This window comes from Magnetococcus marinus MC-1 (assembly GCF_000014865.1).
Taxonomy (GTDB): Bacteria; Pseudomonadota; Magnetococcia; order Magnetococcales; family Magnetococcaceae; genus Magnetococcus; species Magnetococcus marinus.
This window is the reverse complement of sequence record NC_008576.1, coordinates 1,650,550-1,674,199: the sequence shown is the minus strand read 5'-3', so window position 1 is coordinate 1,674,199 and position 23,650 is coordinate 1,650,550. Positions and strand designations below refer to the sequence as shown.

Annotated in this window: 22 protein-coding genes and 3 pseudogenes; 13 read left to right on the top strand and 12 right to left on the bottom strand. The window is 50.4% G+C overall.

Annotation, left to right across the window (positions count from 1 at the left end):
- Positions 1-87: 87 nt before the first annotated feature.
- A complete protein-coding gene (locus MMC1_RS07055; protein WP_160162675.1) occupies positions 88-297 on the top strand; it encodes a thermonuclease family protein in 210 nt (69 codons plus the stop codon).
- A 128-nt stretch (positions 298-425) separates the two neighbouring features.
- Here MMC1_RS07055 and MMC1_RS07050 read toward each other — a convergent pair whose 3' ends face one another.
- On the bottom strand, positions 426-1,226 hold the full coding sequence (locus tag MMC1_RS07050) for a hypothetical protein (protein WP_041640952.1): 801 nt from the start codon (positions 1,224-1,226) through the stop codon (positions 426-428).
- A gap of 850 nt (positions 1,227-2,076) precedes the next feature.
- On the opposite strand from MMC1_RS07050, the gene MMC1_RS19775 reads away from it, so the two are divergent.
- From MMC1_RS19775 to MMC1_RS07030, 3 genes and pseudogenes are all read left to right on the top strand, one after another.
- Positions 2,077-2,460, top strand: a complete 384-nt coding sequence (locus MMC1_RS19775; protein WP_049757634.1) for a hypothetical protein — start codon at positions 2,077-2,079, stop codon at positions 2,458-2,460.
- Between the two features lie 481 nt (positions 2,461-2,941).
- A protein-coding gene (locus MMC1_RS21140) for an IS5-like element ISMasp6 family transposase (protein WP_085987172.1) occupies positions 2,942-3,705 on the top strand; the annotation gives its coding sequence in 2 pieces (ribosomal slippage) (positions 2,942-3,302 and positions 3,302-3,705; 765 coding nt in all).
- Positions 3,706-3,716: 11 nt separating this feature from the next.
- A pseudogene (locus tag MMC1_RS07030) lies at positions 3,717-5,210 on the top strand (IS66-like element ISMasp5 family transposase); the annotation flags it as partial.
- Between the two features lie 19 nt (positions 5,211-5,229).
- Here MMC1_RS07030 and MMC1_RS21860 read toward each other — a convergent pair.
- From MMC1_RS21860 to MMC1_RS21135, 4 genes and pseudogenes are all read right to left on the bottom strand, one after another.
- Positions 5,230-5,400, bottom strand: coding sequence for a hypothetical protein (locus tag MMC1_RS21860; RefSeq protein ID WP_160162674.1), 171 nt, complete (start codon positions 5,398-5,400; stop codon positions 5,230-5,232).
- Between the two features lie 2 nt (positions 5,401-5,402).
- Entirely contained in the window at positions 5,403-6,044 is a 642-nt protein-coding gene (locus tag MMC1_RS07025; protein ID WP_011713040.1) for a hypothetical protein, read from the bottom strand.
- Positions 6,045-6,271: 227 nt separating this feature from the next.
- The gene (locus tag MMC1_RS07020; protein ID WP_011713039.1) at positions 6,272-6,514 is read right to left on the bottom strand and encodes a single-stranded DNA-binding protein; all 243 of its coding nucleotides are present in this window, start codon (positions 6,512-6,514) and stop codon (positions 6,272-6,274) included.
- Positions 6,515-6,635: 121 nt separating this feature from the next.
- Positions 6,636-8,234, bottom strand: a pseudogene (locus MMC1_RS21135) (IS66-like element ISMasp5 family transposase).
- 282 nt (positions 8,235-8,516) lie between these two features.
- On the opposite strand from MMC1_RS21135, the pseudogene MMC1_RS21125 reads away from it, so the two are divergent.
- The 8 genes and pseudogenes from MMC1_RS21125 to MMC1_RS06975 form a co-directional block, all read left to right on the top strand.
- Positions 8,517-9,023, top strand: a pseudogene (locus MMC1_RS21125) (transposase family protein); the annotation flags it as partial.
- 442 nt (positions 9,024-9,465) lie between these two features.
- On the top strand, positions 9,466-9,768 hold the full coding sequence (locus tag MMC1_RS07005) for a transposase (RefSeq protein ID WP_011713035.1): 303 nt from the start codon (positions 9,466-9,468) through the stop codon (positions 9,766-9,768).
- Complete coding sequence (locus MMC1_RS07000) at positions 9,765-10,736, top strand: IS3 family transposase (protein WP_227665319.1); 972 nt, start codon at positions 9,765-9,767, stop codon at positions 10,734-10,736. The genes MMC1_RS07005 and MMC1_RS07000 overlap by 4 nt, the downstream gene beginning before the upstream one ends.
- Positions 10,737-10,826: 90 nt before the next feature.
- On the top strand, positions 10,827-11,264 hold the full coding sequence (locus MMC1_RS06995; RefSeq protein WP_011713033.1) for a group II intron maturase-specific domain-containing protein: 438 nt from the start codon (positions 10,827-10,829) through the stop codon (positions 11,262-11,264).
- A 66-nt stretch (positions 11,265-11,330) separates the two neighbouring features.
- Positions 11,331-11,876 carry an integrase core domain-containing protein gene (locus MMC1_RS06990; protein WP_011714295.1) on the top strand — a complete coding sequence of 182 codons (546 nt, stop codon included), beginning with the start codon at positions 11,331-11,333 and terminating at the stop codon, positions 11,874-11,876.
- A gap of 44 nt (positions 11,877-11,920) precedes the next feature.
- Entirely contained in the window at positions 11,921-12,256 is a 336-nt protein-coding gene (locus MMC1_RS06985) for a hypothetical protein (protein WP_011713031.1), read from the top strand.
- 139 nt (positions 12,257-12,395) lie between these two features.
- On the top strand, positions 12,396-13,454 hold the full coding sequence (locus MMC1_RS06980) for a helix-turn-helix domain-containing protein (protein WP_011713030.1): 1,059 nt from the start codon (positions 12,396-12,398) through the stop codon (positions 13,452-13,454).
- A gap of 3 nt (positions 13,455-13,457) precedes the next feature.
- Positions 13,458-13,961 (top strand): PIN domain-containing protein, encoded by a 504-nt coding sequence (locus MMC1_RS06975; RefSeq protein WP_011713029.1) that lies wholly within the window; start codon positions 13,458-13,460, stop codon positions 13,959-13,961.
- A 246-nt stretch (positions 13,962-14,207) separates the two neighbouring features.
- On the opposite strand, the gene MMC1_RS06970 is transcribed toward MMC1_RS06975, so the two are convergent.
- The 7 genes from MMC1_RS06970 to MMC1_RS06940 all read right to left on the bottom strand — a co-directional run bounded on the left by MMC1_RS06970 (position 14,208) and on the right by MMC1_RS06940 (position 22,557).
- Positions 14,208-15,386: a sigma 54-interacting transcriptional regulator gene (locus MMC1_RS06970; protein ID WP_011713028.1), complete on the bottom strand. Its 1,179-nt coding sequence runs from the start codon at positions 15,384-15,386 to the stop codon at positions 14,208-14,210.
- A 321-nt stretch (positions 15,387-15,707) separates the two neighbouring features.
- Complete coding sequence (locus MMC1_RS06965; RefSeq protein ID WP_011713027.1) at positions 15,708-17,123, bottom strand: hypothetical protein; 1,416 nt, start codon at positions 17,121-17,123, stop codon at positions 15,708-15,710.
- Positions 17,124-17,181: 58 nt separating this feature from the next.
- Entirely contained in the window at positions 17,182-18,003 is an 822-nt protein-coding gene (locus MMC1_RS06960) for a hypothetical protein (protein WP_011713026.1), read from the bottom strand.
- A gap of 320 nt (positions 18,004-18,323) precedes the next feature.
- Positions 18,324-19,265: a response regulator transcription factor gene (locus MMC1_RS06955; protein ID WP_011713025.1), complete on the bottom strand. Its 942-nt coding sequence runs from the start codon at positions 19,263-19,265 to the stop codon at positions 18,324-18,326.
- Positions 19,259-20,395, bottom strand: coding sequence for a sensor histidine kinase (locus MMC1_RS06950; protein WP_011713024.1), 1,137 nt, complete (start codon positions 20,393-20,395; stop codon positions 19,259-19,261). Before MMC1_RS06950 ends, MMC1_RS06955 begins: the two co-directional genes overlap by 7 nt.
- Positions 20,396-20,397: 2 nt before the next feature.
- Entirely contained in the window at positions 20,398-22,299 is a 1,902-nt protein-coding gene (locus MMC1_RS06945; RefSeq protein ID WP_011713023.1) for an AAA family ATPase, read from the bottom strand.
- A 45-nt stretch (positions 22,300-22,344) separates the two neighbouring features.
- A complete protein-coding gene (locus MMC1_RS06940; protein WP_011713022.1) occupies positions 22,345-22,557 on the bottom strand; it encodes a hypothetical protein in 213 nt (70 codons plus the stop codon).
- Between the two features lie 133 nt (positions 22,558-22,690).
- Between MMC1_RS06940 and MMC1_RS06935 the strand changes: the two genes are divergently transcribed.
- Positions 22,691-23,587 (top strand): helix-turn-helix transcriptional regulator, encoded by an 897-nt coding sequence (locus MMC1_RS06935; RefSeq protein ID WP_011713021.1) that lies wholly within the window; start codon positions 22,691-22,693, stop codon positions 23,585-23,587.
- The last annotated feature ends 63 nt before the right edge of the window (positions 23,588-23,650 follow it).

The following is a 23,650-nucleotide window of genomic DNA, read 5'->3' as shown; positions in this document are numbered from 1 at the left end:
CGTTTTCAAGTAAATCACAGCTTAATATCAATGCTTTATACGCTTTTTAAGCAGAAAGTCCGGGCCAAATGCCCGGAGGAAAAGCGGATGGCCCTGGAGGCCAAGGAGCGGGTCCGGCAACTTCTGGCGAAAGCGGAACACGTCACGTTACGAGAGACGGGGCGGGACAAATACTTCCGCATTGTGGCCAGGGTGGTGGCGGACGGAGTGGACGTGGGGGAGATGCTGATCCGGGAGGGGCTGGCGGCGCCTTACGACGGCGGGAGAAAGACCGGGGAGTGGTGCAGGACGGAATGAGGTGCTGCCCATTCCAAGCTCCCGTGCCTGGGAAAGCGGGGCGGGGGACTCCCGGAATTCCCCCCCGCAGGAGGATGGGTCCATATATGTCCCCGGAATTCCCCGGAATTCCGGGGGTTGGTGAACAGTTACATTGGATCAAACCAATTTTTGATTTCTGAGTCAATAATACATGTCATTTCTTTTTTTAAATATGGCGGCAATAAAGCAATATTGGCCAACTTCTCATCTGCATAGAGTTTAGTTGTCCAAAGTGAAAAACAATCAACAAGCGCCCCTATGCCATATAGTAAAAGAAACCCAAACAAACTCAATAATCCAAAGGAAAAAACGATACCGATAAAAAAAACATACACCCAAAGCAGATTGGGCAAATGCATTCCAGTTGAGCAGAACTGTATTTGTGTTGCGACCTTTGCTAAAGCAGGAGCCAATATTAATGTTAGCACCAAATTGAAAGAGCCGGGAAATGGCCCACTAAACAACGGTTCTTTAATGCGCAGAATAAATCTCCTGAAAAGCGGAGCAACAGTGATAACAAGTACAGCGTATTTAAGCGCATCAACATAACTTTGAACGTGTCTCAAATCCTTCATATTCCAACAGTATGTATCTGACGAAAACATATACATGGAAACGCCAAAGACTAGACATAATGGGATAAATATTGTGAAAAAAATTCTAAACAGCATGCCCTCCAATTTTTTAATACTATTTCTTTTGCCATCGTCAGCGCATAGAATAATTGCTTCCCTAAACTCCAATTCTGTAGCAGAAAAGCCGCTATTTAATGATCGAAGATCTTCGAATGTCTTTTTTATAACAACATCATTCAAATGCTCTTTCTTATACCTATCACCCAAGATATAGTATTTTTTGTGTACATATTTCCAAACACACTCATATGTTTTTTCAGGAGATATTTGCATGCTTACTCTTTCCAACAATAATTGAGTCCCATGGGAATTCCGGAGACAGTATATCAGTATATCCATTTCATAGGGGATTCGATCCTTCATTGTTTGCCCGGACCCAGGTTTGACCGTTTGCTCGCCCGTATGACAACCAAGTTCACTCTCGAACGAGTCCAATATCAGCGACTCATGTTAAACTTTGATATTTCAACGGGAAAGTGAGTCCGGTTTTGTCGGACTCACCAGGGGGCGAGTCCAGAGCTTTTGGAGAATATTGGCAGGGAGAGAAGAGAAAGGCAACTTCCGACTCCGGCGGGTCCGGCTTGGGACCAAATTCATTTCCAAACCGTCGTCCCTAACCATTGGAAACATTGGGGTTTTTGAATGCGAAAAGACCGCCGGGGTGGGCGGTCTTTCGGTGGAGAAAACCCTGCAAAATCAAAATGGTGGACCGTTCCTTCCCTAAAATCAGAAATTCGACTTTTTTCCCCGTCACTTGGCCGCGAGCTTGGGCAAACAGGTAGCAGAGCCGATCGTCTGACCAGAAAAACGCTTAAACAATAAGTTAATCAATAGGTTCTGAAATGACATGCAAAGCCGGTCGAGGTCCAGCTTCGATGGGTACACGGAAGATGGTTTTTATGCAGGATTGGATTCGGGTTCGATTACCGGAGTCGAACCGGCTGCCCAGGCTTCTGATTCTGGACCTCTGGATTCGCAGGTCCAATTTTGGACCCTTGATCTGAATGTCACGGCGACCGCCAGGAGGGGCGGATTTTGAGGGCTGTTCCAATTTGTAGGAATGGAGTATTATGCTATATTATCAGCTTCATACAGATTATATTTGTCGCGGTAGGTTTTGGCTATGGATCGTTGGTTCACCTTTCTGTTCACCCTCTTTGCGCACCACTTCACACCACGGCATAACGCTGAGGTCCGGCTGCTGAAAGCACAGATCAAAATCCTGCGCGACCGGGTCCCGTCAGCCCGCATTATCCCGTCCGTTGAGGAAAAAGCCGAGCTCGTGCGCCTGGGGGCCATTTGTGGCCACGACGTGGGCGAACTCATGGAGGTGGTTAAACCAGCCACCTACCGGCGGTGGCTCGACCGCAGCGAGAAAGGCGATGTGCCCCAGAATGTTGGTCGGCCCCGTATTACCCAGGAGATCCGGGGCCTGGTGATAAAGCTGTCAAAGGAGAACGTGCTCTGGGGTTATAGGGTAACCGTTCAGAGACCCCTCGTTCAGTAAGGATGTTCACCGTCTGAGAAGGAATTGACTGCTGGGGCTGGCACCAATTTTGTTTGATCTTGGCAAAGAATGTCCTTGACACGATTTTCGTCGAAAACGTGAAATTTCAAAAGGAGAGTGCGATCCGATCTGTTTAGTCTATCAAAGCCTTGAGGGGGAATTGTGGCGGGTTTTCAGCTGTGGGCCCAGCCCGGAGACGAGCGTATTTTTACACTGGCTCCAATGGGGCGCAGAAGCTCAAAAATCTCTTCCTGGAAACTCGTGTTATCATGTTCATGTTGATTCATTCACCGGCGATGATATGGCGCACGAACTATGAAGCTTTCGGATCACGACCTGCTACAGATTGATGAGGAATATCTCTCCTCGCTATCGTCTGCAGCATTGCTGGCCGTCAGCCGGAAAATGTTGGAGGATCTTAGATACTGTCGTCACAAGATAAGCTGATGTAGAATAGGAGTCAAAGCAAGGAGGCTTTGACATGACTGCATCTTACCGTAGGCACGATATTTCAGACCAACTATGGTCACGCCTTGAGCCCCATTTGCCTGGAAGGGCTGGAAGCTGGGGAGGTGTAGCCAAGGACAACCGCCTTTTTATCAATGCGGTGTTTTGGATCTTGCGTACAGGTGCGCCATGGCGCGATCTTCCACCAGATTATGGCGATTGGAACAACACTCAACGCCGTTTCTGCCGGTGGCGCGACAAAGGGATCTGGGAGAAGCTGCTTGACCAGATGATTGAAGACCCTGATTACGAGTGGTTGATGATCGATGCATCTCACTGCAAGGTGCATCCGCATGCAGCTGGGGCCAAAGGCGGCAATCAAGAGATGAGTCGCACAAAAGGGGGCTCAACAGTAAGATACATTTGGCCGTGGATGCGCATGGTATGCCGGTCAGAGCGATTATCACGAAGGGTACCCGAGCTGATTGCTCACAAGCTCAAGCCTTGATATCGGGTTTTGAAGCAGAGTGCTTGCTGGCTGACAGGGGTTATGACAGCGACGCTATAGTTGAGCAAGCTTGCGAACAGGGAATGAAGCCAGTGATCCCGCCGCGCAAAAACAGGAAAACTCCACGAGTGTATGATGTGGATCTCTATAAAATCCGTCACTTGGTAGAGAATGCATTTTTGCATTTGAAAAGATGGCGAGGCATCGCCACCAGATACGCCAAGAACGTAGATTCATTCCTGGCGGCGGTACAAATCAGGTGTATTGCCATCTGGGGCGCAATCTTGTGACGACAGTATCTAAGGAATCTCGTGAGCGTTTGAACCGGACACCTGATAACAGCTCCCAGCCGCCCAGCAGTCGTCCGGCGTACCTTGGAATTCCAGTTGAGGAGGATGAAGCGCATCTGGATGAGGATGAGGAAGACGCTTCGCCGGATAAAAAGAAGGGGGCCAATGATGAGGGTGGAGATGATTCACCAGGGCCTTCCGGTAATTCTACTCCCCCTGCTCCAGGAAAGGGCAAGCCGGATTCTTCAAGCGAGAAGCCGAAAGGTAGGGCTGGGAAGCCGATCGGCGCCAAAGGCTTCGGCCGTACCCAAATAATCCCGATTCGGAGTACCGTGGTTCATCGAGCGGAAACGTGTGCTGCCTGCGATGCTGCCCTTCCCTTGGATGCTCGATTTATAGCTCGAATCGGCTATGTGACCATCGATCTGATAAGGGGTGGCCCGGATCAGCCTGGATTGAGGCTGGAGGGAACCAAGCACCTTTTTGGGGAAATTGCCTGTAGATGCGGCCATATTTCATGTACCGGGCCCGGCACAGGGGATCGACTTGAGATTGCAGGACGCAAAACTGCCACCAATTTGAGTGAATGGCGTATTGTCGGCCCCATGTTGGCAGCTTTCATTGTTGCGCTCGCAAAACGGATGCGGTTGTCTCGCTCCAAGGTCCAGGAGTTTTTAATCGATTGGTTCGGCCTGGAGTTGAGTGTCGGGACCATCGACAATTGCATACGTGAAGTCGGGCTGGCTGCCAACCCTGTTCAGGATGAACTGATTGCTGAACTTCGTGCATCTGCTCTGGCTCATGTAGACGAAACGCCTTGGAAGCAAAAAGGTCAAGCTTTGTGGCTTTGGGTTTTCGCGACGGCCAATACAGTCTTGTTTTGTGTGGGACCTCGGACACGGCAAATGGTCATGGATATCCTGACCGAGGAATTCGCGGGCTGGCTGATGAGCGACGGACTCATGAACTACCGGACTTTTTCAAAGCGGCTGCGTTGCTGGGCACACCTGATCCGGAAGGCCAAAGGGTTGTCGGTAAGCCTGGATAAAGAGACCAAACGATTCGGCTCCAGGGTATTGGAAGTCCTGGAATACATGGTCGAAGAGGTCAAAGACGGATCGGATCCGCCTGCTGCCGCGTCGATTTTGGAAGATTTCCAGGGATACTGCGAAATGTACAGAGATTATCCCCCGTCCGAAAAGGTTCGCAGCCTTGCCGTTGAGCTTCTCAATGACTGGGATGTCATCTGGCTACCCTTGAGATCTCCGGGGTTGCCACTGACAAACAATGATGCTGAACGTGCGCTGCGCCACTGGGTCATCGCGCGTTTGATCAGCCACGGAACTCGTACGGCAGAAGGGAGCCAAGTATTGGGTGTGCTGGCTAGCGTCATCGAAACTTGTCGATTGCGGAACGTGTCCCCCTGGGACTATCTCGCTAAGGTGATTGCTGAACGGAGAAAGGGAAACCCCGTACCACCGTTACCGGCTCCAGTAGCCGCTTGATATCGGGGTCTCTGAACGGTTACCGTGAAATAAGGACTTTATTGTTTGGTGTGCCTTTGTTCTTCTTGTCATAGTTTGAAAGATTATTGTTCGGATCAGGAATGCCAGCGTTTGTTATATCTGAGCTTGAAAAAATCTCAGGAACTTTTTTGTCAAAAACTGCGCTTCTCAGTTGATCAATGAAAGTCATGATTAGCTCCTTTCAGTATTGTCCACATTTTGTGCTGTTATTTTTCTCGCAGTTAGTTTAAGAATTCCATTTATTGCGAGGCGAATCACTGTGATGATGATGGCAAAACCAATAAATCCTATCAAAAAATCTGTTTCACTGGGTCCATCATAATGTTTATCGGTACTGGCTTGATATATTGGAATAGCCACAAGAAAGAGATAAATGACTAACCAGACGTAGGCTAAGCGCCCTTTCTTTGCCAGCATAACATTTGGTAATGGGGCAAGTAGCACCGACAAAAAATCAACAATGCCAACGAAAAAATTCACGCTTTTCCAGATGCCGTCATCCACCTTTTCCTTGTTGATTGACGGGGCCATGGCATAGGCTTTTTCAACGGCAGCATGAGCTTTCACAGATAGGCCTTTTGAAGCAGGCTCTTTTTCTGCTTTTTCTTGTTTAATTGCAGAAAGTTCCTCAGGAGTTAGGCGAGGCTGCTGAACGGCGATGTAGATGATAATTCCAAAAATTGAAGTAAAAAAAACGAACAATCCCCAACCGATGGAAGACATCCCACGTCTTCCAGCATCCTTTCCGATAAGGAAACCGATAACAGCGTCAAATAACAATATAATAATGAGGAAAAAAATGAAGATTTCCACTATTTACTCCATCGTTGTGTTTTTTGAATAAGAAACTGACATTTCCCAAGTGACTCACAGCAAACCTCTCATTTGACCGAAAACAGCTCCTAAAACCGTCCCGGAACCTCAACGATGGCATCTCTGCCCGCATCAGATGGTAGCCAGTGGGGAGAGACTGGCGCTTTGGCCTTTAACTGAATCAGCAGTCTCTCTGATGAGTCATTTGGTAAAATTTTAGCGGACATTTATTCAACTCTATAGGTCTGGTGGTTGTTAGATTTCTTTTCCCCAATGCAGATTCTTTTTAACAGACCAGCCTCTACGGTGCTTTTGAATTTTCCGCCAAAGGAGGTTGGGCTCTGAATATGTTTCCACTCTTTTCCATATAGTTCTGATAGCTCATATACGCCTTGGCTAATTGCATCAATAAGTGATTGAGCTTTCGTGATTTCTTCCACTTTGAGTTTTTTTGGTCCCACTTCTCCCATGTTAGTCCTCGTATATATGCAATGGTGGGCTAGAATTTGTTTTCCCTTGAAATGCCACTGTCATATGGACTCCTCCATTTATATATGACTGCGCCATTGTAACCGTTCAGAGACCCCGATATCAAGCGGCTACTGGAGCCGGTAACGGTGGTACGGGGTTTCCCTTTCTCCGTTCAGCAATCACCTTAGCGAGATAGTCCCAGGGGGACACGTTCCGCAATCGACAAGTTTCGATGACGCTAGCCAGCACACCCAATACTTGGCTCCCTTCTGCCGTACGAGTTCCGTGGCTGATCAAACGCGCGATGACCCAGTGGCGCAGCGCACGTTCAGCATCATTGTTTGTCAGTGGCAACCCCGGAGATCTCAAGGGTAGCCAGATGACATCCCAGTCATTGAGAAGCTCAACGGCAAGGCTGCGAACCTTCTCGGACGGGGGATAATCTCTGTATATTTCGCAGTATCCCTGGAAATCTTCTAAAATCGACGCGGCAGCAGGCGGATCCGATCCGTCTTTGACCTCTTCGACCATGTATTCTAGGACTTCCAATACCCTGGAGCCGAATCGTTTGGTATCTTTATCCAGGCTTACCGACAACCCTTTGGCCTTCCGGATCAGGTGTGCCCAGCAACGCAACCGCTTTGAAAAAGTCCGGTAGTTCATGAGTCCGTCGCTCATCAGCCAGCCCGCGAATTCCTCGGTCAGGATATCCATGACCATTTGCCGTGTCCGAGGTCCCACACAAAACAAGACTGTATTGGCCGTCGCGAAAACCCAAAGCCACAAAGCTTGACCTTTTTGCTTTCAAGGCGTTTCGTCTACATGAGCCAGAGCAGATGCACGAAGTTCAGCAATCAGTTCATCCTGAACAGGGTTGGCAGCCAGCCCGACTTCACGTATGCAATTGTCGATGGTCCCGACACTCAACTCCAGGCCGAACCAATCGATTAAAAACTCCTGGACCTTGGAGCGAGACAACCGCATCCGTTTTGCGAGCGCAACAATGAAAGCTGCCAACATGGGGCCGACAATACGCCATTCACTCAAACTGGTGGCAGTTTTGCGTCCTGCAATCTCAAGTCGATCCCCTGTGCCGGGACCGGTACATGAAATATGGCCGCATCTACAGGCAATTTCCCCAAAAAGGTGCTTGGTTCCCTCCAGCCTCAATCCAGGCTGATCCGGGCCACCCCTTATCAGATCGATGGTCACATAGCCGATTCGAGCTATAAATCGAGCATCCAAGGGAAGGGCAGCATCGCAGGCAGCACACGTTTCCGCTCGATGAACCACGGTACTCCGAATCGGAATTATTTGGGTACGGCCGAAGCCTTTGGCGCCGATCGGCTTCCCAGCCCTACCTTTCGGCTTCTCGCTTGAAGAATCCGGCTTGCCCTTTCCTGGAGCAGGGGGAGTAGAATTACCGGAAGGCCCTGGTGAATCATCTCCACCCTCATCATCGGCCCCCTTCTTTTTATCCGGCGAAGCGTCATCTTCATCCTCATCCAGATGCGCTTCATCCTCCTCAACTGGAATTCCAAGGTACGCCGGACGACTGCTGGGCGGCTGGGAGCTGTTATCAGGTGTCCGGTTCAAACGCTCACGAGATTCCTTAAGATCCTCCAACATTTTCCGGCTGACGGCCAGCAATTCTGCAGACGATAGCGAGGAGAGATATTTCTCATCAATCTGGAGCAGGTCGTGATCCGAAAGCTTCATAGTTCGTGCGCCATATCATCGCCGGTGAATGAATCAACATGAACATGATAACACGAGTTTCCAGGAAGAGATTTTTGAGCTTCTGCGCCCCATTGGAGCCAGTGTAAAAATACGCTCGTCTCCGGGGTGGGCCCACAGCTGAAAACCCGCCACAATTCCCCCTCAAGGCTTTGATAGATGTAAAATCCCGGATGATTCCATTTACTATCTGAGCTATCCTTTATTCCAAGCTCGAGCCTTCATGGCAGCGCTGGGATCAGGAGCTATCAGAGGGAAACAGTCATGAACATCCGATTACACGCCAACGCGACAACGACACCAAGGACACGTAAGCAAATTCAGGATTCAACACTGCCGGTTACCGTGCTTGCTTCAGAGCTTGGTATCACAACGGATACCGTGCGGCGTTGGAAGGGGCGAACCGACACGGAGGATCGTTCCCACACGCCTCATCATTTGCAGACCACGTTGTCACCCGAGCAAGAAGCGATTGCTGTTGAGCTGCGTCAAACGTTCCTTCTTCCCCTCGATGATCTTTTGGTCGTTATGCGAGAATTCGTCAATCCCGATGTTAGCCGCTCTGGTTTGGACCGATGCCTTCGTCGCCATGGCGTTTCACGCTTACGAGACTTGATTCCTCAACCTGAAGGTGAGAAGAAACCCATAAAAACTTTCAAGGATTATGAGCCAAGCTACGTCCATGTAGATTATAAATACCTCCCTCAGATGCCGAATGAATCCTCTCGTCGCTATCTGTTCGTCGCCATAGACCGAGCCAGCCGTTGGGTGTCCCTATCGAAAATATCGTCCTCATTGAAATAAAAGTCTTTTTTCTATCAGCGTGATATACTGGTTCTCGTCATAATCTGCTCTTTGAAAATCGAGACACCCACCCCCGGACACAGGGCTCCCCAACAGGTACGAGCTGGCTCCGGCATGTGGTTAAACCATGAGGGTGACCTGTTGTGTTGATTGGGAAATTGGACGCGCAACTCCATTTTCCACCACAACACGGTCACCCACAGCAAGGTTATTCCCCGTTGCTTGAACGATCCCCTGCCCTGTTGCCACGCGAACTATTGGACCGTTCCTTCCCTAAAATCAGAAATTCGACTTTTTCCCCGTCACTTGGCCGCGAGCTTGGGCAAACAGGTAGCAGAGCCTGTTTAGGTCCAGATGGAAGGTGACATAATCGCCGTTCATGATATATAGATAATGAACGGAGGTTGAGATGAGACAGAAAAAACGGCGATACACAGCAGCGCAGAAAGTCAGCTATGTCCGGAGGCACCTGGTTGAAAAGGTGGTTTTGTCGGACATATGCGATGAGGTTGGTATTCAACCCAGTCAGTACTATGGGTGGCAGAAAGCGCTGTTTGAGAATGGTGAAGCAGCTTTGGCTGATAAGCGAGGCCAAAAAGCTCGTGACCGTCAGGTTGCCGAGTTGGAAGCCAAACTGGCCAGCAAGAACGAGGTCATTTCTGAGCTTCTTGAAGAGCTTGTGGCTTTAAAAAAAAGTCATGGGGTGACCTGAATGGCCGTTGGGTAGAGCCGGACGTACGCGATTCAGTCGTTGATTTCGTTACGCTTTGGTCTGAAAAAGGGGAGATAGACACAAAACGTATCGTTGGCTGGATAGGGATCCAGCGTGGCAAGTTCTATTCATGGCGTAAACGATATGGGATGGCCAATGAGCACAATGGCCGTATTCCCCGTGATTTTTGGCTGGAAGAGTGGGAACGAGAGGCGACCGTTAACTTTTTCCATGAGCATCCGGATGAAGGCTACCGACGTTTGACCTACATGATGTTGGATGCAGATGTTGTGGCAGTCAGCCCTGCCTCTGTCCTACGTGTTCTCAGAGCGGCCGGGTTGATGCGGAAGTGGAGTCCGCCCCCTTCTCAGAAAGGAACGGGGTTCAAGCAGCCGCTGGAGCCACACAAACACTGGCATATCGACATCTCCTACTTGAACATTCAGGGGACGTTTTACTACCTATGCAGTGTGTTGGATGGGTGCAGCCGCTTTATCCTTCACTGGGAGATCCGGGAATCGATGAAGGAGGATGAGGTTGAGGTTATCCTGCTTAGGGCCAAGGAAGCCTACCCAGAAGCCAAGCCGCGTGTGATCTCGGATAATGGCCCTCAGTTTGTGGCTAAGGATTTCAAGACCTTTATCCGGGAAAGCGGCATGACGCATGTGCGGACTTCCCCTTATTATCCGCAGAGCAATGGCAAACTGGAGCGGTTTCACGGTACCCTGAAACGCGAGTGTATCCGTCCCCAGACGCCCCTTTCTCTGGAAGATGCACAGCGGGTTGTGGAAGGATACGTTGAGCACTACAACACATACCGGTTGCATAGCGCCACCGGCTATATCACTCCAAAGGACCGCCTAGAAGGGCGTCATGATGAGATCCTGGCTGCACGCGAACAAAAGCTGGAAACGGCCAGAGAAGAGCGTAAAATCAGGCGAAGACGGCAGGCTTTTCAGCCATCCTAAAAAATGGCTGAAAAGCCGGTCTGCTAACTGATATTTTGGATTTGGCGATTGTCATGTTTCCGCTGAACCAGCACAAGCATTTCGAATCTCTTGGAAAAGGTCAGGGAAATCATCAAAAGTCACAAAAGCTCTACAGCCGGTGGATTGATTCTCCTTCTGAATCCAATCATCAGGGGGTGGGCGAATTATCACCGGCATGTAGTGAGTGGAAGGGTTTTTGCCCGCGTTGACCATGCAATATGGCAAGCTATCTGGGCCTGGGCAGTCCGAAGACATCCCAAGAAATCGAAAAAGTGGGTCCGCTCAAAATATTTCACCACGGAAGGGGGAAATAACTGGGCATTCTTCGGGGAGACCTATGCTGGCGTGAGAGTGTTGCTCTTCAAAGCAACATCACTCGGCATCATTCGTCACATCAAGGTCAGACAGGATCTCAATCCCTATGATCCAGCCTGGAAGGATTACCTTGTGAAACGGGTAGCCAAATCCACCCCTGGCTCGGGCTGGGTGCCGCAAGGTGCCTTTTGAAGGCTTGAGCCGTGTGCGGTGAAAGTCGCACGCACGGTTCTTAGGGGGGGATGTGGGGGTAACCCCATGTCTCTACCCGACGACATCTTCACCCTGACCGGTGTGAAGACCGCATATGTGCTATTTTTCATCCACCTGGAAAGCCGCCGGGTGTTCTGCAGTTCGCCATCCTATTCGCCGGACAGCGCCTGGGTGACGCAGCAGGCCCGGAACATGCTGATGTGGTGCGATGACGAGGGCATCAGCCCCGAATTCCTGATCCGTGACGCCGACACCAAGTTCACTGCCTCCTTCAATGAGGTATGGCAATCCGAGGGAGCTCGGGTGATCCAAATCCCGCCAAAATCACCCCAGGCGAACGCATTCGCGGAGTCCTGGATAGCCAGCTTCAAGCGGGAGTGTCTGGAGTTCTTTATCTGTGTCAGCCGCCGACAGCTGGACTACATCTGCCGCCGATGGGTGTATCATCACAACACCGATCGTCCTCACCAGGGTGTTGATATCGGCAACAACGTGCTACAGGTGAATTTCAAGCCGACTCAAACGGGTGATGTCCGGTGCCGGGAGGATCTTGGAGGGATTATCCGATCCTACTACCGGGAGGCTGCCTGATCGGCTGCCCGTTTTCATTATTTGATTTTTCAGCGAGGTGTGTGATGGCAAAGAACCCCTTTATGGGTAAGTGGCGGATCGTTCATATGGATGAATGGGGGGAAGATTATCTGGACTTGGTCGCCCCCGCTCACATCACCTTCGACAAGGAAGATATGGGAAGCTTCCAGTTTGGTGCCGTGCAGGGCTGGCTGGATTGTCGGAGGGGTGCGCTTGATGGTGAGCCCATCATTGAGTTCTCATGGCAGGGACAAAATGACAGTGATGAGGCTTGCGGTCGGGGGTGGGCTAAGTTGACGGCAGAAGGCCTGGGAGGTCATCTATTCATCCACGCAAGCGACGACTCGCCATTTCGCGCTGTGAAGATGGTTGGCAAGTGAGTCGTCCTGCTACCCGGCGAGCCTTGTTGAGCAAAATGTCATTGGCAGTGGCAGGTAGCCTGCGCAAGGGGATAAATGCTATTTTGGTTTACAAGATCGCACACTCACCTCTAAAATGTAAACCAAAAGGGAGGTCGCCATGTTCAGTGAACGCTTAAAACTCGCTAGAAAGCGTGAGGGGCTGTCCCTTCGCGATTTAGCATCTCGTATTGATGGAACCGTCTCCGCTCAGGCTATTGGCAAATACGAGCGTGGCGAAATGATGCCCAGCTCAACTGTCTCCATCGCCCTTTCAAAAGCCCTCGGAGTCTCGGTGAGCTACCTCCTAAGCCCGTCCGACATTTCTCTGGAAAAAGTGGAGTTCCGAAAACTCGCCTCAACTAAAGCTCGTGAGCGTGCCATGGTTGAGGGGGCTGTGCTCGATCATGTGGATCGTTATCTTCAGATCGAAGAGCTGCTCGATATTTCCAGTGCAAAATGGGAAGAGCCTGAAGGAGCGCCATTCCAAGTTAAGTCCCTCAATGAAGCAGAAGACGCAGCAGAAGCTGTTCGCATAGCATGGAATCTTGGCGGAAACCCCATCCCCGACATGACCGAGCTTCTGGAAGAACGGGGAATCAAAGTTCTCAAGCTGGACTTTCCTTTACGGGTTGATGGTGTGACCTGTCATGTACGCCGACCAGGTTCCGGAAGAGATGGTGTTCCCGTTGTAGTTTGCTCCACCAACAAGTCCATAGAGCGGCAACGCTTTACCTTAGCCCACGAGCTAGGGCATATGCTGCTCGAGGTTAATGGTGAAATTGACGAGGAGAAGGCGTGCCATCGTTTTGCCAGTGCGTTTCTTGCGCCAAAAGAAGAACTGTTTGACGAAGTGGGGCGACCACGTCATGCGTTCGGCTATACGGAACTTATAGAAATCAAACAGATGTTTGGTGTAAGCGCAGCTGCCCTGGTTGTTCGTTTTCGTGACTTGGGAATCATCACCGATGCGAAACTGAAAAGGATCTTCACCGGAATGGGGCGGAAATGGAGAAAAGAGGAGCCAGCCCCATTAGAGCGTGACGAGCCAACCCGCCGGTTTCGCCGCTTGTGTCTTCGAGCTCTGGCAGAAGACGCAATTTCCCAATCAAAAGCTGCAGAGTTGCTCGGCCTCCCGGTAAGCGAGATTGATCGTATTATGGCCGGTCCGGCGGAGTAATGGATGGTGCGAATCCTTGTCAGTGACAGCTCGGTACTTATTGAGTTTTCCAAGCGAGGTCTCCTTGAGGAGATGTTCCGCTTACCTTTTGATTTTGTTGTGCCTGACTTGCTCTTCGAGGAAGAGCTGATCGACCTGGGACAATACAGCAGGGATGACCTGCTTCAATTCGGTCTGGGGATTGAAGCGCTTGACCCAATTGGCGTCACAACCGCGCTGTCGTATCAATCCCGCCGCAGTCGGTTGAGCCTGGTGGATTGTTTTGCTCTTGCCCTCGCGTCTGGGAAAAAATACACCCTTCTCACCGGCGACAAGCCAATGCGGACATTTGCAGAAACTGAAGGCATTGAAGTTCATGGGACGTTGTGGCTCATGGACCATCTGCTTGCTGAGGGGGTTGTCCCAGCTGAGGATATTTTGGTGGCGCTCGAAGCAATGAAGAACGACCCGCGGTGCCACATCCCAAGCCAAGAATTATCTCGACGCATTCAGCAGTTATCCAAGTGAGATGTTTGGATTTGGCTGATGAGTCGTTTGCTGGATATCCGAGATGCTGCTAGTGGGCGATGAGGTATCCTGCCATCCGTCCTAATTCACTATCAGGATAAAAATCCCAAGGGACAATGAGACACCTCTCATACTTGCGGAATGTTCCAAAACGTGGGCAAATCGTAACATTTACAGACAATCTGTGACAGCAAGCTGAGTGAGGTTAAAATAGCGATTCCCGTTATTTTAGGATTCGGTTGTTTCCTAAAATAAGCAGCGGTAGCCGGCCATGCGACCGGACTGACCGTCAGGGCCCAGAGCACCCATGGTCACTAATGCCGACAATTCACGACTCGCCGTTCGGATGGAGATTCCCAGCTCAGTTGCCAACTCCTGTCGGGTGATTCGGCCAAGCGCTCGCGTGAGAGCAACGGCCTGCTCCTGGCGCTGGGTGAGCTGCGGCATCTCATCTTCTGAGTCGGGTGCTGCCAAGGCGAAGATCGTCTGGCCAGAGACAACAGATCGCGACACATCTCCCTCAGCCACCATGCGGCTCAGGTGTCGGTGAATTGTGGGCTTGGGAATCTTCAGCCTGCTCTGCAGGTCGACCAGGGCCAAACTGCCGGCTTGCTGGAGCGCCGATGTGATCCGCTCCTTCACTGACTTGTTCGGGTCTTCAACGCCAACGGTGTCCGGAAGGTGGCCAACCAGGTGCTCTGCAAAAATATTCCTACGGGCATCCACCGCTGCGGCCAGGATGATGTTCTGCAGCTCCCGCACATTGCCCGGCCAATGATAGGCCATCAGGAGCGTCTGGGCATCCCGGCTCAAACCGGTCCCGGTGAAATCCTCTCGGGATTTCAGGAACGCCCGGGCCAGCTTGACGATGTCATGCCCACGCTCTCTGAGTGCGGGCAACTGGATCGCATATCCCTTGAGTCGGAAGATCAAATCCTCCCGGAATTTTCTTTCTTCCGCCATCTCGGCAAGATCGCGGTGCGTGGCGGAAAGGATCCGAACATCCACCTTCTGCACGGCCTTTGCGCCGACGGGCCGGACTTCTCCTTCCTGCAACACCCGAAGGATCTTTGCCTGGAGTGGCAGTGGCATGTCCCCGATTTCATCCAGAAACAGGGTTCCGGTGCTGGCCTGGACAAACAGGCCGTCTTTGTCGCTGGTTGCCCCACTGAACGCGCCTTTCTTGTACCCAAACAGCTCCGCTTCCAGCAATTCCGCAGGTATGGCGGCGCAATTGACGGCGACGAACGGTTTCTGGGCTCGGCGGCTCTGGTCATGGATGAATTGGGCAAACAGCTCCTTGCCAGTACCGCTCTCACCGGTGATCAGCACGGGCAGCACCGTCTTGGCGACCTTCTTGGCTTTTGCCAAGGTCGCTTTCAGAGCGGTGCTGTTGCCGATGATCTGGTGCGGTTTGCTGGACACGGTACCCTCTCACGTTGATTTGACGTGTTCAGGGTAGTGGTCCGGTGTTTGTTCATGCCACGGCGGAGGCATGGCGGAGACATGAACAGCATGACGTCATGGTGTTCATGCATGACGTCCGGTCGGTCCGGCATGACGTCCGGCTAGTCTGGCATGACGTCATGGTGTTCATGCATGACGTCTGGCTGGTCCGGCATGACCTCAGCAAGACGCAAAAAAGGTCTTGCCAGATGCCCAGCAAGACCTTACCCAATGGTTCAAAATCATTTTCAAAAAATATTTGCTGTGTTGGAGAGCAGAATCTTGCCTTGGTGTTTGTTTTTATGGGGTGTTCTTCAGTTTTCTGTTCATAAAGAAAATTCGGAAGGAAACTACACCAATGATTGTTAGCAGAAGTAAAAGTAGAAACAAGCGAGTGGTTTTATGCTCCTGCTGTAAAGTCCCCTCCTGGTGAGCTTTTAATGCAGCGACGTCTTCAACTAATCGCTTGGTATCATTATGATAATTGGCTATCAAAGTCTTCATCTCTTCAATTTGTTCTTCAATTTCAGAATCTAGCTCTTCCAAGCTTGAAAGAACAACTAAAATGGCCTGCGCCCCATCTATCAGCCTCCTGTACTCAATTAACGCCTTCTGAACTCTACCCAATGTTGTTACATCAGAACGAATGGTCGTGTTTTGCGACAAGGCTAAAGAAGAAATTCTCTGTTGTTCAAGTTTCAAACTTTTTACGTAGTTAACCAGAACAATGAAAAATGTCTGATCGCTGTATTCTTCAAGAGCGGGTAGTTGCGCTATTTTCATTATTTGTTCAAAAAAAACGGCGGTCTCACCTCTATACCTTAGGCCGACGTGGGATAAATATACTGAAAAAAGAAGCGGTATTAGATCATTATCTGGCTCCGACAAAATTGAGTGCTTAAAGTAGTTTTCATTGATATCTAAGAAATCCACTGACTCTTGGTAGAGTGATGCAGTTGCAAACAAAAAGGCAGGTAACGTCCCATTCATCTGAAGCGTGTTTGCATACTTGATGGCGTGATCGGCGTATTCAGCAGCCTCGTGATATTGATGGGTAACAAAATAAAGGTAGGCCAACAATGTACGCACCTGCACTGCTTCTTTTCCCTCTAACCCCTCAATGTTTTCCCTCACTTTTATTATGGCATCATGAAAAACAGCCTGATTTTGTTCACCAAATATAGGATTTTCCTCGTCAAAATGCTTCAGAGCTTTCATTGCTTTTTGGTAAGAGTCCGGGCCTTTACTTCGTCTGGGAGGTGGTAATGTTGGCAAATGCTGGCTTTGCTCAACAAGCCTACTGTAACTGTAAGATTCAAAAACTTGAGAGAGAGTAAAGTCTATCACAACCTCAGTACTGAAGGTTAAAGCAGCCGTCAGAAGTGCTACTCCTCCAGCCATCCCCAAACCGCCAGAAGCAATGGCTCCACCACCAAGCAAGGCTAGCCCATAATTGGTTGCTGCAATGCCTGATAACCCTGCCATATTTCCGATGCTTGTTCCAATGGATAAAACAATTGGAGAGGCTGTGCCTCCGGTAAAATAAATTACGAGACCGGCTATTACCGCCAACACTCCAGCAACGATCCAGCCAATTAAATTTGGATCGGTATAAAAGTGCTTGAACGTGCCAACTTCAGCTGAAAATGTAACAGCTGGAATGAGTAGCGTCGCAAACAATGCTACCACTGAAAATGATCTTGTTATCACCTTCACAATTCACCTCTTTTATTCAAAAACATCTCAATTCAACCGTTGCCCTCTATGTGCACGATCACAGGATATCCATTAGATGCTGCAACTGCATTGTTTGCTCTTGGGCAGAGCCGTAGATGACATGGATACCACGTTTTTTAGTTTCCTTATCAATTGCCCTGAGTACATTAGAATTCGAGGGTCTATTCGTAAAACTAAAAATGGGATGAATAGCCCCAGGGAAGTCAGATGATCCTCTGAAAGCCACCAGTGAGTTCATATCGCCACGGATGGTAGCTAAACTGGAAAAAACTATGTCATCGTATGCTTTAGCTTCAATGGGAATAAGCTTATCGCCCCTGGAAAGAAGGATATCGATATCAGTTGCCCCCCCTTTAATCCCGTCATCAAAACGACCGCCAATCCGAACTACATTGAAACCATTGTCAACCGCAGCACTCGCAATCCTTATCTCGTTGAGATGCCCCTTGGTTTTGGCAGCGCTGACCCCTAGTGTTTTGGCAAGAGTACTTCGAAAGCCTGGCACGTCCCCCAAATTTCTCAAGAGAGTTTCTGCCTCCTTCCGAGGGATTTTCCCTTGTCTAACAGCAATTCGAATAAACGTATCCAGCACTGCTTTTTGTGGAAGATTCATCCGGCCTACATTTCTACGCACACTAGCGATATCTCCAGCTTTTTGAATCATCTCAGTTAAATGGATAATCTGATCTTCAGATAATGCCCCTTTGACATAACCTAATCGAACTGTTTCTGAGGCAACTTGCGATCCTTTGAGTAAGTTACCCCAAAAAGGAAAGGCTTCATTGATCCAAGGGCCACCCATAAAAAGAATCAGCGCTATGCTGCTTAGGATAATTTTCAATGGTTTATTTCTATCCATTGCTGTATGCCTTCCTTCTTGGCTCTTATGGGGTGTTCTAAGCTGGTGACACAGCTATGAGATTTTCCCAGGGAAAAAATCAAACGTGGCTTAGTCATTCAACTGCAACCAGATTGGGGGACAGATTCTTTCTAAAAAATCGTAGAGATCATTTTGTCGCATATCGGAAAATCTCACGCACAACAAGAAAAAGCAGAAGATATGGCAGGATGGCCGTGTATAAGATCCCCATGACTATCATTGTTGATAAAGTTATATCGCTTGTGTTCATTATTCATCTCCACAGTGAGGCTTCTGATTTGATTCAAAAAGACAAAATATTATGCCGCCAACCTCATCTTCTGAATTATAGCTGATAGCTGCCGGATCTCCCGCTGACTATGCAAAGCAAGCTGGGTATGGTCAATCTCACCAATGATAATCTCGGGCTTGATCCGATAACTGCCCATCTTGTCGTTCTCATAAAAGGACATTCCACCAGGGAGCAGCGGCTTCAGAGAGCTGTTGAGGTTGGACATCCCCTTAAAGCCATCGGCATCTCTGGAGCCCAGATCCTGCTTGTGAACCCAGCCTGAGTCATCCTGTGCTCTACCAGCCACCATGCGCATGAGTAAAAGGAGCTGGGCATCAGGCAAGTGCTGTGAAACACCGTTAATAGCGACCTCTGTCCGTTTGCCCTCGATTTGGCCAGGGATCGTTAGGCTGATATCAGAGCGTTCTGTTTTTCGCTTGGGTGCGACAGGCCGGGAATTACTCCGGCTTGGCTTGCCTCTGGCCAGCTCCATGATGTGAGCACAATCCGCATGGTTTTCCCTGCCACTTTTCTGCAGGCACTCCTGGATCTTGACGTGAAGTGGTGGATTGTTTTCTCCAAGCGGTTTGAGAATGAAGTCATCCGCCCCGTTTTGCAGCATTCCAATCACGTTGAACATCTCCTTGGCGTGACCACTCATAGCCAGGATCTGGAGATGGTGCTGATCATTATCGTTCCGGTTGGGATAGCGATCTCGAATCTGGCGCTGAAGCTGAGCGCCCGCCTCAACCATAGGGTAGATGGCATCGGCATCCACTTTGATCTGAAGGTCAAGGATGGCGAAGCAGAACTGTCCTTCCTCCATCAATCGCAGCCCCTCTTCCTGGGTCTCCGCATGGATGAAGTCATGGCCAAGGGATTTGAGGAGGTCACCCAACGCCTCTGCCAGATTCAGGTCATCCTCAACAATCAGCGCCACATGCTTGTTTTTCGCTCTGTTGCTCACCATTTCAGATCCTCCTGTTTAACTGGCAGAGAGATGGTTACCGTGGTGCCTTTCCCTTTTTGGCTAGAGAGCTGAATCAAACCTGCATGATCGGATTCGATGATCTTCTTGGCGATGGTCAAGCCGAAGCCTGTGCCATCCGGCTTGGTAGTGGCAAACAGCTGAAAGGCGCTCCTGACATCCTGCTCTGACATACCTGTCCCTTGGTCGGTAATGGAGAGCATCACCTTCGACCTGTTCACCACAGTAGCATGGACCTTGATGGCCGGTGCGCGGTCACAAGCAATGCATGCATCAATGCTGTTCTGAAGGATATTGGATAGCGCCTGCAGAAGTAGATAACGATTGATATCCAGCATGATGCATTTAGGGACAGAGAGCTCAACGTGAAGCGCACTGTTTTCAGGCTTGCGGTCCCTTATCAGATGAATCGCCTCATCAACGACTGAGATCAGGTTCTCATTTTGAAACTCCAGCTCAGTCGTCTGGGTAAGGGTTCGAAAGGAGTTCAAGATGGCCATCATGAACTCAAGGCGCTCTTTGGCCATTGTCGTATGCTTTTGGATCAATGCCCGGTTGAGCCGCTTCTGCTCCAGTGCTGTTTTCAACAAGGTAAGGCTCACATCCATGGGCGAGATGACTTTGACCATTTCGTGGTTGAACTCCCTCACAAACTGGTTCTGGAGCTTTTCCGCGACCCGTTTGGCGGCTCCCCGAGCATGGGCACCATGCTTTTCCTCAAGATCTGAAAGCCACTCCAGCATAAGATCCCCATGCTCATCCTTGAGCAGGTCGGTTTTGGAGATCTCCTGGCGCCGATCCATGGTCCGTTTCGCAGCGCTCTTCACCCAGGCATTGTCATCCTCCTCCAATACAGCAATGATCCTGTCAAAGGTCTCATGGCGCAGAAAGAGGATGGCATGGGCTAGGGCTTTGCGGACCTCCCACTTCTCATGTCGGGCTAAACTAAACATCTGCTCGCCCAGCCTGGCGTGTACGAATGGCTCCATGGTGGCGTAGCGGAGTAGACCGCCCCCTTGATCCACAGCATCCCTTACGGTGGGCCAATTGGAGGAGCAAAATGCTTGTAGAAGCCCATCCAAGCCTGTCTCCGGTTTAATGGTATCCATCATGATCAGTGACCGTACCTTTCCTTGCGCTGCAGGAACGCCTCGCGGCCACCTTCAAGCAGTGTCTCAATCTCACCCTTTACCTCATCAACGCTACCAGCGCATTGGATGCGTCCCCGCTTACCATCTGATGAGAGTACAAAGACCCGCTCCGCCTCTCCCAGAACCGGTATGTTGGGGTTATGAGTCACAAAGATAAGCTGGCGCGTAGCTTTGGCTTTTTTGATGGATTTGACGATGGTATCGAAGATAAAGGCGTTATCCAGATTGTCCTCTGGCTGATCAATCAGTAGGGGGCGATCGCTCTCTAGCAGCAAAATCGGCAAGATCGTGGTGCAGCGCTGGCCAGTTGAAAGCGCGGTGGCATCTTTGTACTTTTCCCCATCCTGCAGTTCAATTCGTGGCAAATCATCCAACTCCACTACTTCAAGCCGATTGGCAAAGCCATTATCAGAAAGCAGGTCGATCACACGGGCGGAGCGGATCTCATCCAGACCTGCTACATCTGATAGCCTCTTTACATCCCGTCGGTGGATGATGGTGCTGACCTCTTCAGGGGACAGGTTTTGAACCACCTTGTCCACAATGGATGCGTATCGCAGCCCCGAGCCTTTGAGCCCTTCGGAGAGGAGGTCCGCGAACGCCTGTCGATTGCCAGACTGGGTGATGGTGACCCGTATCATGGGGTCAAGCTGTTTGGTCAGTTGATCCGCCACCTTTCGACGTATCAAAAACCGCTCGTCGCGCAGATCTGAGAGTTTCGACGTCATAGTGCGGTGTGTTGCTGACAGCTCGGCATGCTGCTTTTTGAGATCCTCAAACTGGCGTCTGGCCTCTGTCACTTCAAGGTGGCGCTTTTGGATCTGGTTGCGCTCAGCAGCACGCCCTTGCTCCTCTTGGGATCGCTCTACCATATCCCGGTATTCCTGCTCCTGCTTTCCATGGCGAAGCTTTAGCTCCTCATCAAGCTGAGAAAGCTCGGTGCCCGCGATTTGGCAGAGCTCCTCAATGATGGGGAGGTTTTTAATCATCTCATCGAGCATATACTGCACATGGCTTGAGGCTGCTTCAAAAACCGCCTCGTTGGGCCCTTCCAGGTATTCCGGATTAAAATGCGCATTGAGTTTTTGCATCAGTGCACTCATTCCCTTCTGATAGCGGGAGGAGAAGGCATCGATTTCGGTTTGGAGTGCATTGAGCGATTTGGATTCCCGATCCCGCAGTGCCTTATGGGCATGGGCGGCATTGATAGCCTCAGCGTCAGGCCCATCTGAGAGCTGTTCAAAGCCCTTCAGCTTCTCTTCAATAGCAGTGAGCTCTGATGCGGTTTCAGCCAGATCCTGTATCTGGCGGTTGATCTGGAGCAGTTCACCTGCGCTATGGTTGATATCACGCATCAGCTTGCTGATATCGCCGTTGATGCGCCGAATACTCTCCTCTTCAAACTGATCGATCAGCTTCAGTTGAAAGCCAGTATCTGTAGCGATCTGCTCAATCTCATTCTGGCTGTAGATATCGGCTTTGAAGATGCGGTCCCGATCCAGAGAGATGGTGGTGATCTCTCCTCTCTCGTTGAGAACCTGGCACTCATCATTCCATGGGCGGTCAGCGGTGTAACGCATACCATGGGCTGTTTGAATTCCAAGCTTAACTCTGCCATTGGCCAGATTGTTCTGTACAACGGAGTGAGCGCGAGAGCGACTGTTGCGCTGCAGCTCAGGCATCAAGCCCAGGGTGTAACGAATAAACTCCAAAATGGTGGTCTTGCCTGTTCCGCGTCCTCCAATGACGCAGTTAAGACCTGGGAGGAATTCCAATTTCCCCCCTTCAAGAAAGCCTCCTGAAAATTCAGCTCCCAATAGGATGTGGTTGCCATAAGCTGGAACGATCTCTTCTCTAGCATTCATGGTCTGACACCTGTCACTGAGTGCAGCTCCCAAGGGAGCCTGCTATCAAAAAAGGATAAAAGCCAATGGATACGTGCTCGTCTGCACGCCGAATATAAATGTCGCTATGGGGTGAATGAGGGTGGCGTTAAGAAACCACACCACCACCATCGCACCAATAAGAAAGCCAATATCTACCTCTTCCGAGCGGGCGTCCATGGGCCAGAACTGCTTGCCAGTGAATGTTTGGATCCACGCACCTAAACGCTTTTCAATCATGACTTCGCCCCTCTTAGTCACTATAATCGATTGAGTACCATTGACGGTCTAACTTCGATGTGATAGATTATAAACTATACCATTTCTGATCGTTTGGTCAATACAGTTTCTTTACGGTTTATTGGTGACAGAGATGTCAGAAGAGAAAAAAGCGAAATCCGGGAAAGAGTTGCGCTGGGGTGTAGAGCGCAGAATGGAGTTCATTGAATTCCGGCTCTTCTGGGAGGGGCGGATCAATCGGAGAGATCTGATTGAGAAGTTCGGCGTCTCGGTGCCGCAGGCATCGGCTGACCTGGGCAAGTACCAGGAGGTCGCACCGGAAAATATCCACTACGACATCCGAGCGAAGTGCTACTACCCCGACAAGGATTTCAAGCCCAAATTCCTGAACCCGGATTCCGATCGCTACCTGGCCAACATGCTCTCGCTCTCCTCGGGAATTATGACCGAGGAGGAGTGTTGGCTGTACAGCATCCCCTCCTATGACGTGCTGCCGCAACCACGTCGTGGTATTGATCCCATGCGGTTGCGAAAGGTGGTTGGAGCGATCCGGGAGAAGTTGGCCGTTCAGGTGCGTTATCAGTCCATGAATGCGCCGGAGCCAGAGTGGCGTTGGATCACGCCCCATGCGTTGGCCTTTGATGGCTACAGGTGGCATGTGCGAGCATGGTGTCATCGTGGTGAGGCGTTCAAGGATTTTGTGCTAGCGCGGATTGTCAGCATTCGCCTGACTAAGGAACATGATCTGGATCCGACCGAGGATGTGGAGTGGCAAGAGTTCATTGATGTGCGGATTGGGCCGCACCCAAAACTGACTGAGACTCAGCGCATCGCTATCGAGTTGGACTATGGTATGGAGAATGGTGAGTTGGTAATTCCGGTGCGGCGCGGGTTCCTCTTCTACTTCCTCAAGCGTATGGGGCTGGATATTGACCCCGACGTTCGTCAGCCCAAGCATCAGCAGATCGTTTTGATCAATGCTGATGAGGTATACGCCGTCTTCTCGCGTTCGGAGGGCAATGCTTCGTGAGGAAGTATGCTGATATGACCCTATTGGTCAAAATGCCTTACTGGGTATGGAATTCCGCTTCCA